The sequence below is a fragment of the Blautia faecis genome, from assembly GCF_027662325.1.
Classification (GTDB): Bacteria; Bacillota; Clostridia; order Lachnospirales; family Lachnospiraceae; genus Blautia_A; species Blautia_A faecis.
In genome coordinates, this window is sequence record NZ_JAQDKY010000062.1 from 1 (window position 1) to 12,736 (window position 12,736).

Annotated in this window: 10 protein-coding genes and 3 pseudogenes; 5 read left to right on the forward strand and 8 right to left on the reverse strand. The window is 43.9% G+C overall.

What is annotated here, in order from left to right; all coding sequences use genetic code 11:
* Positions 1-795, forward strand: a 795-nt coding sequence (locus PGQ38_RS18165) for a transposase (RefSeq protein ID WP_270432987.1), incomplete at its 5' end; no start/stop codon positions are given.
* A gap of 93 nt (positions 796-888) precedes the next feature.
* Here PGQ38_RS18165 and PGQ38_RS18170 read toward each other — a convergent pair.
* The 3 genes and pseudogenes from PGQ38_RS18170 to nrdR all read right to left on the reverse strand — a co-directional run bounded on the left by PGQ38_RS18170 (position 889) and on the right by nrdR (position 4,213).
* Complete coding sequence (locus PGQ38_RS18170; protein ID WP_270432989.1) at positions 889-3,438, reverse strand: leucine-rich repeat domain-containing protein; 2,550 nt, start codon at positions 3,436-3,438, stop codon at positions 889-891.
* 92 nt (positions 3,439-3,530) lie between these two features.
* Positions 3,531-3,740: pseudogene (locus PGQ38_RS20910) on the reverse strand (excinuclease ABC subunit B); the annotation flags it as partial.
* 23 nt (positions 3,741-3,763) lie between these two features.
* A complete protein-coding gene (gene nrdR, locus PGQ38_RS18175) occupies positions 3,764-4,213 on the reverse strand; it encodes a transcriptional regulator NrdR (RefSeq protein ID WP_118583928.1) in 450 nt (149 codons plus the stop codon).
* Between the two features lie 201 nt (positions 4,214-4,414).
* On the opposite strand from nrdR, the gene PGQ38_RS18180 reads away from it, so the two are divergent.
* Positions 4,415-4,672, forward strand: coding sequence for a PRC-barrel domain-containing protein (locus tag PGQ38_RS18180; protein WP_118583926.1), 258 nt, complete (start codon positions 4,415-4,417; stop codon positions 4,670-4,672).
* 144 nt (positions 4,673-4,816) lie between these two features.
* The gene (gene sigG / locus PGQ38_RS18185) at positions 4,817-5,596 is read left to right on the forward strand and encodes an RNA polymerase sporulation sigma factor SigG (protein WP_148461856.1); all 780 of its coding nucleotides are present in this window, start codon (positions 4,817-4,819) and stop codon (positions 5,594-5,596) included.
* A 100-nt stretch (positions 5,597-5,696) separates the two neighbouring features.
* Here sigG and PGQ38_RS20230 read toward each other — a convergent pair.
* Positions 5,697-5,804: pseudogene (locus PGQ38_RS20230) on the reverse strand (DUF6783 domain-containing protein); the annotation flags it as partial.
* Here PGQ38_RS20230 and PGQ38_RS20235 point away from each other — a divergent pair.
* A pseudogene (locus tag PGQ38_RS20235) lies at positions 5,781-5,831 on the forward strand (DUF6783 domain-containing protein); the annotation flags it as partial. The pseudogenes PGQ38_RS20230 and PGQ38_RS20235 sit on opposite strands and share 24 nt — an antisense overlap.
* A gap of 29 nt (positions 5,832-5,860) precedes the next feature.
* Here PGQ38_RS20235 and pap read toward each other — a convergent pair.
* Complete coding sequence (gene pap, locus PGQ38_RS18190) at positions 5,861-7,336, reverse strand: polyphosphate:AMP phosphotransferase (RefSeq protein ID WP_204453573.1); 1,476 nt, start codon at positions 7,334-7,336, stop codon at positions 5,861-5,863.
* Positions 7,337-7,643: 307 nt separating this feature from the next.
* Between pap and PGQ38_RS18195 the strand changes: the two genes are divergently transcribed.
* Complete coding sequence (locus PGQ38_RS18195) at positions 7,644-8,237, forward strand: LysE family transporter (RefSeq protein ID WP_173717099.1); 594 nt, start codon at positions 7,644-7,646, stop codon at positions 8,235-8,237.
* 119 nt (positions 8,238-8,356) lie between these two features.
* Here PGQ38_RS18195 and dctP read toward each other — a convergent pair whose 3' ends face one another.
* From dctP to PGQ38_RS18215, 3 genes are read right to left on the reverse strand one after another with little or no spacing between them, the layout of a single operon-like run.
* Complete coding sequence (gene dctP / locus PGQ38_RS18200) at positions 8,357-9,160, reverse strand: TRAP transporter substrate-binding protein DctP (RefSeq protein ID WP_270432992.1); 804 nt, start codon at positions 9,158-9,160, stop codon at positions 8,357-8,359.
* Positions 9,161-9,172: 12 nt separating this feature from the next.
* A complete protein-coding gene (locus PGQ38_RS19565) occupies positions 9,173-11,674 on the reverse strand; it encodes a TRAP transporter large permease subunit (RefSeq protein ID WP_330674538.1) in 2,502 nt (833 codons plus the stop codon).
* Entirely contained in the window at positions 11,675-12,172 is a 498-nt protein-coding gene (locus PGQ38_RS18215; RefSeq protein ID WP_118583920.1) for a TRAP transporter small permease, read from the reverse strand.
* Between the last annotated feature and the right edge of the window lie 564 nt (positions 12,173-12,736).

Here is a 12,736-nt window from a genome sequence, read left to right on the forward strand (position 1 = left end):
AAAGATACAGACCTTTTTGAGCAGATCTTTTCAAAAATTCTGGAAGATTGTATGAAATATAAGCTTGTAAATACAGAACAGATCTTCGTGGATGCAACACATATAAAAGCCTGTGCAAACAGTAAAAAAATGCGTAAGCGGGTTGCACACGAACAGGCTCTCTGGTATGAAGAGGAATTAAATAAAGAGATTGAAAAAGATCGTCTGGCACATGGAAAAAAGCCATTAAAGAAAAAAGATGATAACCAGCCACCTGCATCCGGTGGAACCGGAAATGATAAGGATGCTATATCTGAAGAACTTCCTGAAGATGTGAAAACACAAAAATGCAGCATCAGCGATCCGGAAAGTGGATGGTTTCGAAAGGGTGAACATAAACACGTTTTTGCATATGCAGTAGAAACTGCCTGTGATAAACATGAATGCCAATGTCTTTCAAAATGCACAGAAAGTAAGGATTATGTAAAACTGATCACACGTCATGTATGGGAAGAATATATGGAAGTGGTAGAAGACATTCGGCACACGATCGGAAACAGACAGATCTACCAGTTAAGAAAAGAAACCATAGAACGGATCTTCGGTACAGCGAAAGAACAGCATGGATTTCGATATACACAGTATGTAGGAAAAGCACGGATGGAAATGAAAGCCGGGTTTACCTTTGCATGCATGAATTTGAAAAAACTGGCAAAGATCCTGAAAAAACGAGATTGGAACACAGTCAGATTTTTGTTGATTTTGAAGAAAATAAAAAGAAAAGAAGTTTTAAAAGAAAAATGGTGCTGGCCATAATCCCCAACACCAAGTTTGTCTACAGTCTGAGCCGGTGTTTTTAAACACCGGCTTCATTTGTTATATGGCAGCTGCTTCATAAAGAAAAATGGCTTATTTACTGATTTTTGCTTTTGCAGAAAGTCCCTTACTCTTGAAGAGCTTTTTATAGGCGGAAAGCTTGCTTGCTGGTACTTTTACTTTCAGCTTCTTGTAGTTGTTTCTGCCGGCTTTGGTGAAAGCACTTTTTCCTACGGTACCGGAGGTAAGCTTCTTGGACTGAATGCTGACAGAAGTAAGGGCCTTGCAGTCGTAGAATGCTTTTTTGCCAATGGAAGAAACTTTGTAGCCAATCTTTACAGTCCGTAAAGCACTGCAGCCCTGGAAAGCACTGGTGCCGATGGAAGAAATATTCCTGGCAATGGTTACTTGTCTTAGCTTCCGGCAGTTTTTGAAAGCTCCGGAAGCAATGGCTGTGACTTTATAGGTCCGACCGTTTGCCTTCACAGAGGAAGGAATTGCTGCAGTCGTGATGGCTTTGGACTTTGACCGCTTTAAAGTAACAGAGGTACCATTTTTATTAACTGTGTAGACATTGTAAGAATCACTGAAGGATTTCACTACTGTAGTCTGAGGTTTATCATCTTTGTTATTTGAACTTGAGGTAATCTGGAAATCTAAGGTAATAGTTCCAAAATAGTTGTTCTGGCCTGTAATGGTTACAGTGGCAGTTCCGACTTTTTTGTTATTGCTGTAGGTAACTTTATAATCCTGTCCTTCTATAAGTTTTTGCTTTCCAAGAGTAATAGTTGGAACTGGTTTTAGAGCTTTTCCAGTATAAGCATAAGTCGCTTTAACTCCGGTTACAGATGCCTGAGAAAGGTCGCAGGCATAACCAATGTTGTTCTTACGTGCATATGTAATGGCAGCTGAGTTAGAGGAGGCATAAATGGTGGCGTAGTATACATGACCGCCGGAATACCAGTAGGAGCCTTCCCATACAATGTCATCCCCGATGTTGATTACGCTGTCTGGCAGAGTGACTGTTTCAAGATTAGAGCAGAAAGCAAAAGCTTCCTTTCCAATAGTGTGGACACCGTTTTCAATTACGACTTCCTTCAGATTGGGCAGATAATTAAATGCATTTTCTGAAATACTGGTAATCCCGGATTTTATAACTATTTTTTTTACCTGATTTTTCATGGACTTCCATGCCGTGCCGCTCCAGAAACTGTAGCCTCCCTGAGTGGAAGAAACGGGGAAACGATCGTTTTCATCCGTGGAGATATTAAGTGCACCCTGACCGGAAATGGTGAGAACACCATTTGCAAAATCCCAGGTAGCATTTTCACCTGCAGTACGGTAAATCTTTTTGGAGGCTGTGCCGTCATTTGCATCAATAGAGTAAAAATTAACAGTATTGGCATTGGAGGCGTAGTAAACAACCTTGGAATCTTTAACGACAGGCTGGCAGTCGGATACGGGCGCAGCAGTGGTGTATTCCCTGCTAAGTACATTTCCCTTACCATCAACAAAGAGGTAATGAAGAGTACTGGAAGAAAGAGAATCATCAGCAGATGCGTAATTTTCTGACGAAGAATCGTCTGTATTTTCATATTCTTCCCAGGAAATCATGAAACGGTTTTCTGTGATTGGAGTGATCTTTACCCCCATAAAACTCTTTCCATTGCCAGTGTAGTTGGTAAGGTATTTTACAGAGGTTGCTTCTTTTGAAAAATCGGAAACAGGAGTAATTGTAAGGTAAATATTATGAGGAGTGTCACTTGTCACATTGTCATACTGGGACTGGTCGATGGTCGTTCCGATACACAATACACTGTCAGCAGAAACAGCCATACCATCTACGCTTGCGTAGCAGTTCAGTGCCCATACGGAAGTACGGGAACCACCATAAGGAAGAAGCTCGATAGTTTTTTTATCAAGGGTGGTACTGTCGTATCTGGAAAGTTGGGTACAGCGGGAACCTTCGCTTTGCTCCAGAACATACAGATAAGAGGACTGCGATTTGATATACTGGGCAAAGGAGTGCCACAGATCACAGCTTACGATCTTTCCGGTCATGGAAGCCTGGTCAACGGCAATCATAAGGAATCCCTGATGTCCCTGTCCAACAGATTCATCTACATAGCCTTCATGACCGGTTACAATATAGAGAGTTCCGTTGGTTTCTGTCATTTCCACACATCCGTAATCGAATGGATAGCGAACCTCTCCTCCAAATAAATCCGGATTGCTTGTAATGGAAGCCGCACCGCTGCGATTCCAGTTTGTATCATATCGGATGACACGGATAACCTCGGCGGAATTATCTTCGGCGGTGTTATTTTGTCCCTCTACCAGGTAATATCCATCAGATCCTGCATAAAAACCACCCCATAAAGGAAGCTCCATGGGAATTTCTCTTTTGTCTGTAATCTGCAGGCTGTTGTCATAGTATTCAATACCGACGCTGTTTGTTTTGCGGAATACTCGCATATAGCCGTTGGAAATAGAAATAAGGTCAGAAGAACGCCTTAATTTAACACTAAGGTTATCTTGCGCAGTAGGGGTGAGAGAGGCTGCCTGTACCTGTCCTGGAAATGCCAGCAGATATAAAAACAGACAGCAAAATAATAGGGATGTCAGTTTTTTGATCTTTTTCATAAGTTTCTCCTTGCTGTGTTGCTTTTCATGATTCTTATTATAATAAGTTTTGGGTAGAGTTGCAATCATAATGATAATGTTTACAGCAGAAAAAGTGAAAAGCTGTAAAAAAACAGCAATTCTACATTTTTTATGGAGATTTCTGACATGGCACCTACCTGTGGAACTGTTTTGTGAGACTCATCAATAATAAGAAGGAAATCATCACCAAAGTAGTCCAGAAGTGTATAGGGCGGCTGTCCTGGTTCAAGACCGGAAAGATGCCTGGAATAATTTTCGATTCCGGAGCAGAAGCCGGTTTCCCCGCTCTCTGGCGAGGATTTTTCTAATTTAAAAATTTCTTCAATTCATCCATAAAGGTACTGACATCTTTAAACTCCCGATACACAGAAGCGAATCGCACATACGCCACCGAATCCAGATCTTTTAAATGGCTCATCACGATTTCTCCGATTTTCGTGCTGGAGATTTCTTTATCTTCGGCATTAAAGATGTCGCCTTCTATGGCATCGATCATGGCTTCCAGCTTATCGCTGGCAATGGGACGTTTGTAGCAGGCGCGGCGGACACCGTTGATCAGTTTATTGCGGTCGTACTGCTCACGGTTCAGATTCTTCTTGATTACGGTTAACGGGATTGTCTCCACATTCTCATAAGTGGTAAATCTTCTTCCACAGGAATCGCACAGTCTTCTGCGTCTTATGGAATTGGTCTCTTCCACTGGTCTTGAATCTACTACTCTTGTATTATCCTGATTACAGTATGGACATCTCATGTATTTATTTCCCCTTCCTCATGTCTCCCCTTCTGCCATACAATCCGGGCAGCAGACTTTCCTCTTTTCTGTTCGCTCAGTAACATAAAACGGACTGAATTACCTATTTCTTATTATACTTTAATCATAGAAAGTATGTCAATAAACTCCATACATATTTTCAGACTTTTTGCATAATATCATAAAAAACAGGTGCTTTTCATGCGTATTTGCGAATTAAAGCAAAAAGAAGTGATCAATATCTGTACCTGCCGTACACTTGGCTGTCCGGTGGATGTGGAATTTAACTGTGAAACCGGATGTATTACCGCCCTTGTGGTTCCCGGACCTGGCAGTTTCTGCTTTTGTTTCTGGGGAGCCGGAAGTGAATATATAATTCCATGGAATTGTATCCGGCAGATCGGAGATGACATTATCCTGGTAGAAATTGATGAAAAGTATTGCTGTAAAAAGGCTTAATTCTATTTTCCCAATTGTCAAGGGGCAATAATTTTTATATTTTCCCGAAAAAAGAATATTTATCCTCCCACGTGAGAATCATTGTTACTGTTCACTTCGTTCTCAGCAGCACGCTTCGCGATGCACAAAAGGAGGATTCAAATAATGGCACTTAACAAAGTTGAAATTTGCGGAGTCAATACATCGAAGCTTCCGGTACTGAAGGCAGAAGAAAAAGAAGAGCTTTTTCGCAGGATCAAGGAGGGTGATGAAGAAGCCAGGGAACTTTACATTAAAGGAAATCTGCGGCTGGTTCTCAGCGTGATCAAGCGTTTTTCCAACAGCAGCGAAAATATGGACGATCTTTTTCAGATTGGCTGCATTGGACTTATAAAAGCAATTGATAATTTTGACACTACATTGAATGTAAAATTTTCCACTTATGCAGTGCCTATGATCATTGGAGAGATACGAAGGTATCTTCGTGACAATAACAGTATCCGGGTGAGCCGGTCGCTGCGGGATATTGCTTATCGTGCTATCTATGCAAAAGAAACTTATATGAAAACAAATCTGAGGGAGCCTACCATTGCGGAAATTGCCAGCGAAATAGGGATAAATAAAGAGATGATCGTATATGCTATGGATGCGATACAGAATCCGGTGTCACTTTTTGAACCGGTTTATACGGAAGGCGGGGATACGCTTTATGTGATGGACCAGATCAGCGATAAGAAAAACAAGGAGGAGACCTGGGTAGAAAATCTGTCCCTCCGGGAAGCTATAAACCGGCTGAATAAGCGGGAACGGCATATTATTGATCTGCGTTTTTACGAGGGCAAAACCCAGATGGAGGTAGCCCAGGAAATCGGGATTTCCCAGGCACAGGTCAGTCGGTTGGAAAAGAATGCACTTAAAACCATGCGGAATTATCTGAGAGCGTGACGGAAATCATAAATCCCGGCATCACGAAATCCGCTCCTTACATGGTCTGCTGCATGAATATATTGCAAAATCGCTGGTTGTTGGCCAGCGATTTTGCTTATTATGCTTCTATTCCAGAATACGTTTGAAAAAGGCCTTCTGCAAGATGTGCGTCACAATTTGTGGGAGATTTTGTCCGGATGAGGGCGCCGTAGCGGGCTACGGCAACCGAATTCGGGCAAAATATACCGCAAAGTGGGGCGTGCAGATTGCGGGAATGATTTTTCAAGTACGCTCTAATGCCTTTTCCAATTCTTTTATTACAATTTTAAGAGCTTTAATTCTCGCATACTTCTTATCTACAGATTCCAGGATATGCCACGGTGCATAGGTGGTGCTTGTCTTGGCAAGCATTTCATCTACGGCACCTTCATAAGCATCCCATTTTTCGCGGTTGCGCCAGTCTTCGTCGGTGATCTTCCACTGTTTTTCAGGATTGTTCTGACGATCGGTGAAGCGGGCCAGCTGGGTGTCTTTGTCGATCTGGACCCAGAATTTGATAATCACGGCACCCCAGTCGGACAGCTCCTTCTCGAATTCATTAATCTCGTTGTAAGCACGTTTCCAGTCGTTCTCGCTGCAGAAGCCTTCCAGACGCTCTACCATTACGCGGCCGTACCAGGTGCGGTCGAAGATGGCAATGTGACCGTCTTTGGGCAATCTGGTCCAGAAGCGCCAGAGGTAATGACGCGCCTTTTCGTGAGGTTCCGGGCTGGCGATTGGATGGACCTCAAAGCCACGGGGATCAAGGGCTTCTGTGATCCGCTTAATATTGCCTCCTTTTCCGGCTGCGTCCCAGCCTTCATAAGTAATGATCACCGGCACACGCTTGCGGTACAGACGGTTATGCAGTTCGCCCAGCTTCTTCTGGAGATGCTTCAGCTCTTTCTTGTATTCTTCATCCTCGATCACCTTGTCTGTCAGTTCGATTTCCGAAAGCTTCGGCATTTTCTCAAGCGGAAAAATGTTTGGGAGAAGCGGTGCGCTGTGTGTGCTGTTCTGTAAGGCTACCTCAATGTTATTTACCATTATTTCAAGAACCTGAAGTTCTACGAAGTTGCGGTCTTTTGCATCAATAATATACCATGGTGCAATAGAAGTATTCGTATCTGTCAGATAGTGGTCGAAAACCTTCTGGCAATGTTTGTAATGTTCGTTCTGCCACTTGTCAAAGGCATCCACACGCCATTTTGTATCCTGCTCTTTGTTAAGCTTCTCAATACGTCTGGTCTGCTCTTTTTTGTCAATCTGCATGAAAAATTTCAGAACCAGATAACCGTTGTCTGTGAGCTGTCGCTCGAAATGTTTGATGCTGTCGATCCGCTTTGCATAATCCTCTTCTTCCAGACCATTCAGACAGTCTTTGCAGGTCTGCTCCATCCAGCCAGAATCCAGAAAGGTAAATTTGCCGGCTTCCGGAATCTGATTGAAATACCGGTACAGAAATGGTCTGCGCAGTTCATCCTCTGTAGGCTTTGACATGGTTGCTACTTTAAAGAAACGGGGATCAATGTATTTGATCACTCTGCCGATTGTGGTACCTTTGCCAGATGCCCCCCAGCCTTCAAAAAGTACCAGCACAGGCAGCTTGTGTTCTTTCAGCTTCATCTGCTGCTGATACAGCTTCTCGCCAGCTTCTTTAATCCGTTTCTTCAACTCCTCTTTTTCCGGAATCTCCTCCGGGATCCAGGTTTTCAGCATAAACACGTCCTCCTCACGTACTATTATTTTCAAACTTAAAGCATTTTTTCTGTTAAAAGCAAATTCTATTTTTTTATATTCATATTATTTTCTGCATTATAACATAATCATTCCCATTTTGCACGAATTTAACAAACATTTAACCGAATTTCGATTGCGATCGTTATCCTCTTATATACAATCCGATATTTTTGTGTTATTATTAAAAATCATATTTTGTGTAGGTTTTACGAACACATAGCGTTTTGTATGTTGCGCCTTTCTTTTCGTAGCTCAGATGTTTGAACTTACCCAAGGAGGAAGTCCCATGCCTTTATCTGTCTTCATAGAAATGACCCTGTCTGCCATCCTTACCGTCTGGTCGCCTGGTCCCAATAATATTCTTTTGCTGTCCACAGCCAGCAAATACGGCATTTCCGGTAATATCCGCTTTATGACCGGAATCTGGAGCGGATCTCTCACTTTGATGTGTCTTTCCGGACTGTTCTGCAGTACTCTTGGGAAAATCATTCCAGGGATCCAGCCGGTTATGAAATATCTAGGCGCAGCTTATGTACTCTATCTTGCCTGGCAGACCTGGCGCAGGATTCCGCCCTCTGACAATGTCCAGGACAAAAAGCCAACCTGGCTGATGGGATTTTTCCTGCAGCTGATAAATGTAAAGATCATCATCTATGGGCTGACCATGTTTTCCGCTTATATTCTGCCCTATGAGGCAAGGGTTCCTATACTGTTTTGCTTCGCTGTATATCTGATGTTTCTTGGAGCCCTGGGAAATCTAATCTGGGCATTTGCGGGAAATGTACTGAAAAGATTTTACAGCAGTCATTATAAGCTGATGAATGGAATCATGGCCCTGCTGCTGGTGTGGTGCTCTCTCAGGATCACTGGATTACTGTAAGACAGGCCAAAAACACCTCCCGGAATATGTTGGTTACTCACATTCCGGGAGGTGTTTTCTATAGGGCACTGTTCAATTTATGAGACACATGTATCAAATTGATACATGCTTATGCTGTCTTACTTAAATGCATCCACCAGTTCCTGACCATCGTCATATCCCTGGTTTTTCAGTTCTTCTACAAACCACTGGTCTACGCCTTCTACCGCCTCTTTAAAGGAATCAATATCCATATCCTCTTTTGCGGTAAAGGTAACGCCATTTTTCTCTTCCCAGCGGTTCATGATCTCATTGGCACCGGAGCGGTTGATGTAACGCTCATACTCAACAGCCATTCTTCCAGCCTTGTCTACAACAGCCTGCTGCTCTGGTGTAAGGCCATCATAGATATCCTGATTGATACAGAAGAACAGACAGTCATAGATGGCATCCCACATGGAGCAGTATGGCTGAACCTCCTGTACACTGGCTGCGTCGATTGCAGGAAGCGGATTCTCCTCTCCCTCTACGGTGTTCTGCTGAAGGGCTGTGTAAGTCTCGGACCAGTTCAGGTTGGTTGCATCTGCCCCCCATCTCTTATAGCATTCCATAAGAAGATTGGAGCCTGCAACACGGACTTTCAGGTTCTTCATATCGTCCACCGATTTTACTTCACGCACACTGTTGGTCAGTTCACGGAAGCCGTTCTCCGCAATACCCATGCAATGCAGTCCATACTCACTGAGGATTTCCTTCATCTTCTCTCCTGCCTCACCGTCAAACTTGGCATCTGCGTCTTCCACAGAATCATAAATAAACGGCAGGGAGACTACGTTAAATCTCGGATCAAATGCAGAATAAATCAGGTTGGAATGCATGGAAATCTGTACCGGGTCTCCGTTCATCACTGCCTGCATTCCCTCCGACTGGTTTCCGTTCGTCACCTGGTCTGCTGCCTATATGTTTACTTTTACTTTTCCTCCTGTAGCGTTTTCCATGAGCCCGCCGAACTTGCGGCCGCCATCAGCCCAGGTAGAAGTCTCAGTTGTGGAGCATGCAAAATTCCAGGTAGTCTCCTCCCAGCCAAGGTCACTGTAATCGCCAATTCCGGTAAATGCCTCTACCAGCTCTTCTGCATCCTCGTATCCCTGGGATTTCAATTCCTCAATGAACCACTCATCTACACCGTCAACAGCTTCCTTAAAGGACTCAATGTCCATATCCTCTTTTGCAGTGAAGGTAACGCCGTTTTTGTCTTTCCAGCGGTTCATGATCTCTTCATCACCGGAGCGGTTGATGTAACGTTCGTACTCTACGGCTTTCTGTCCTGCCTCGTCTACAACAGCCTGCTGTTCCGGTGTAAGACCATCATAAATCTCCTGGTTGATACAGAAGAACAGGCAGTCATAGATGGCATCCCACATGGAGCAGTATGGCTGAACCTCCTGTACACTGGCTGCGTCAATTGCAGGAAGCGGGTTCTCCTGACCCTCAACTGTGTTCTGCTGAAGGGCTGTGTAAGTCTCAGACCAGTTCAGGTTGGTTGCATCTGCGCCCCATCTCTTATAGCATTCCATAAGAAGGTTGGAACCGGCAACACGGATTTTCAGGTTTTTCATATCATCCACAGATTTTACTTCGCGGACACTGTTGGTCAGTTCACGGAAACCGTTCTCTGCAATACCCATGCAATGGAGTCCGTACTCACCAAGAATTTCTTTTAATTTCTCACCAGCCTCACCGTCAAACTTAGCATCTGCATCTTCTACAGAGTCATAAATAAACGGCAGGGAAACTACGTTAAATCTTGGGTCAAATGCAGAATAGATCAGGTTGGAATGCATGGAAATCTGTACCGGGTCTCCGTTCATCAGTGCCTGGATTCCCTCGGACTGGTTTCCGTTTGTCAGCTGGTCTGCTGCATATATGTTTACTTTTACTTTTCCTCCTGTGGCCTTTTCCATCAGCTCGCCAAACTTGCGGCCGCCGTCCGCCCAGGTAGAAGTCTCAGTTGTAGAGCATGCAAAATTCCAGGTGGTTTCCTCCCAGCCAAGATCACTGTAATCTGCGATCTCATTGAAGGAATAATCCCCGTCTCCGGCTGCAGAAGCTGCGGATGAGCCGCTGTCACCAGAGGAAAAATCTCCGGAATATGCACCATTTTTAGCAAGTGCTCTCGGAAGAGCCGTTGAAGTTACCGGAATATAGGTAACCACAAGAAGCACGGCCACACAGGCTGCCAGCATGGGCATAACTGCTTTTGAAATTTCCTGAAGGGTAACCTCCATGCCTTTTTTGATCTTGATTCCGATTGCCACAAACAGGTTGACACCAACCGGCGGAGTTACCTGTCCAATTGCAAGGTTTACAGTTGCCATCACACCAAATGCAACCACATCATAGCCAAGTGCTTTGCATACCGGAAGCATAACCGGAATAAAAATGTACATAGCAGAGTTTGCATCGATGAAGCAGCCTGCAATCAGGAAAATAATGTTTACGATCAGAAGGAAGGTAAACTGGTTATGTGCAATGCTTCCAAGAAGCGCTGAAGCTGCGTCTGCGATACCGAATTTGGTACATACATAGGAAAACAGGGAAGCACTTGCTACGATCAGCATGATTCCACCAGTTGTTTTCGCAGAATCCACGCAAATGTCAAACAGGTCTTTTAATTTAACCTCACGATAAATCACCATACCTACAAACAGACCGTATACAACAGATACAGCCGCTGCCTCAGTAGGAGTAAAAATACCGCCATAAATACCACCCAGAATAATAACCGGCATTAAGAATCCCCAGAAAGCATCCTTAAATGCATCCCAGCGCTCTTTTGCAGTCGCTTTCTTCTGGGCTGGCTGAATGCCTTTTTTTCTGGCTTCCACCATAACCACGATCACAAGGGCAACGCCCATCAGAATTCCAGGTACGATTCCTGCCATGAACATATCTGCAATAGATACGCCTGTGATAGAAGCATATACAACAAATGCAATACTTGGCGGGATGACAATGGCGATGGAGCTTGATGTTGCCATCAGGGCTGTGGAAAACGGTGCGCTAAAGCCTCCCCGCTCTACCATTGCCGGAATCAGAACTGCTCCAAGTGCTGCTACAGTTGCAGGTCCGGATCCGGAAATTGCGCCGAAGAAGCAGGCTACAATAACGCATACAATGGCGATGCCACCTCTTTTATGTCCCACGCAGGTATCTACGAATCTGACAAGTCTTTTGGAAATTCCGGCTTTTGCCATGATATTTCCGGAAAGTACGAAAAATGGGATAGCCAGAAGGAGAAATTTACTGATTCCGGCATACATATTGGTTGCAACGATGGTAAGGGAGGTTCCGGAGTACAGGATTGCACAGACGGAGGACAGTCCCAGACAGATTGCAATGGGAACTCCCATGATCAGGAAAACAAAAAATGAAATAAAAAGAACTGCACTTATCATTTATTTATCCTCCTTTTTCAGATTGCCTGTACAATAGTCAAGACAGTATTCAATAAAATGTAAGATCATGCATCCGGATCCGATTGGCACGAAGGACCAGAATATCCACTCCGGCCAGTTCAGAACGAAGGTACGTTTTCCGTTTTCCAGCTGTGTGATTACTTTTTCCATACCGAACCAGAATAAGATTGCGGTAAAAATAATGCACAGAACAGTGGTAAGGATAACAGATGGTTTTTTCAGTTTCTCAGGGAGACGGTCTGTAACCAGTGACAGGTTAACCAGTTCTCCTTCGCGGCATGCAAGTGCTGCAGCCATTAAGGTAATCAATACAAAGACTGCGACCACAAGTTCCTCGGTAAAAGACCAGGAACGATGGATCACTTTTCGGGAAAAAACATTTCCCACGGTCAGAACCAGTATCAGCAGGGTAGACACTACCAGAATACAATTTTCTACTGCTGCTACTGCATTCATGATTTTTTTGAAGACTTTCATGATCTCTCCTCCTCTTAATTTACTTGTCAGGTTTTCGTCTTTCGTAAAATGGAACTATCTGTTATGCAGCCGCAGTGCGTTCCTGCCCGGCAGGGCTTTTGTGTAACAGGAAGTTCCAACGGAATTTCCTGTTGCACAAAAAAAATCCGCCCCTGAACTAGGGACGGACCATATTAGACCGCAACCACCCTGTTTCCCCTTTGAAACAAGTACGAAAAGACAACGTACCGACATACGCGATTCCGATAACGGGGAACAACCGTGGAAACCTACTTGATGCAGTTCTTCACTTCGTATCTGGTTCCTGTTTGAAAAAACGGACACTTATGAAGCGTTCGGCTTCCCTTCTCGGGGATGATCTTCAAAACAGACCTGACGCTGCTTTCCACCGACACAGCTCTCTGTAGACAAGGTGCTTCTGTTTCTACTTCTTCCCTTCAAGGAATTTAATCCTTTTTTAATTTAGTTGTTTAACGAACTGAAGTAATTTTACTACCAAAATATTAGGAAGTCAAGTGTAATTATGCAAGTTGCTATTTAATGTGTTGAAAGTTGTTCAAGGCG

Excerpts from the sequence above, each read along its gene's own strand:
- PGQ38_RS18170 (WP_270432989.1), bottom strand. The coding sequence starts at position 3,438 with ATGAAAAAGATCAAAAAACTGACATCCCTATTATTTTGCTGTCTGTTT.
- nrdR (WP_118583928.1), bottom strand. The coding sequence starts at position 4,213 with ATGAGATGTCCATACTGTAATCAGGATAATACAAGAGTAGTAGATTCA.
- PGQ38_RS18180 (WP_118583926.1), top strand. The coding sequence starts at position 4,415 with ATGCGTATTTGCGAATTAAAGCAAAAAGAAGTGATCAATATCTGTACC.
- sigG (WP_148461856.1), top strand. The coding sequence starts at position 4,817 with ATGGCACTTAACAAAGTTGAAATTTGCGGAGTCAATACATCGAAGCTT.
- pap (WP_204453573.1), bottom strand. The coding sequence starts at position 7,336 with ATGCTGAAAACCTGGATCCCGGAGGAGATTCCGGAAAAAGAGGAGTTG.
- PGQ38_RS18195 (WP_173717099.1), top strand. The coding sequence starts at position 7,644 with ATGCCTTTATCTGTCTTCATAGAAATGACCCTGTCTGCCATCCTTACC.
- PGQ38_RS19565 (WP_330674538.1), bottom strand. The coding sequence starts at position 11,674 with ATGATAAGTGCAGTTCTTTTTATTTCATTTTTTGTTTTCCTGATCATG.
- PGQ38_RS18215 (WP_118583920.1), bottom strand. The coding sequence starts at position 12,172 with ATGAAAGTCTTCAAAAAAATCATGAATGCAGTAGCAGCAGTAGAAAAT.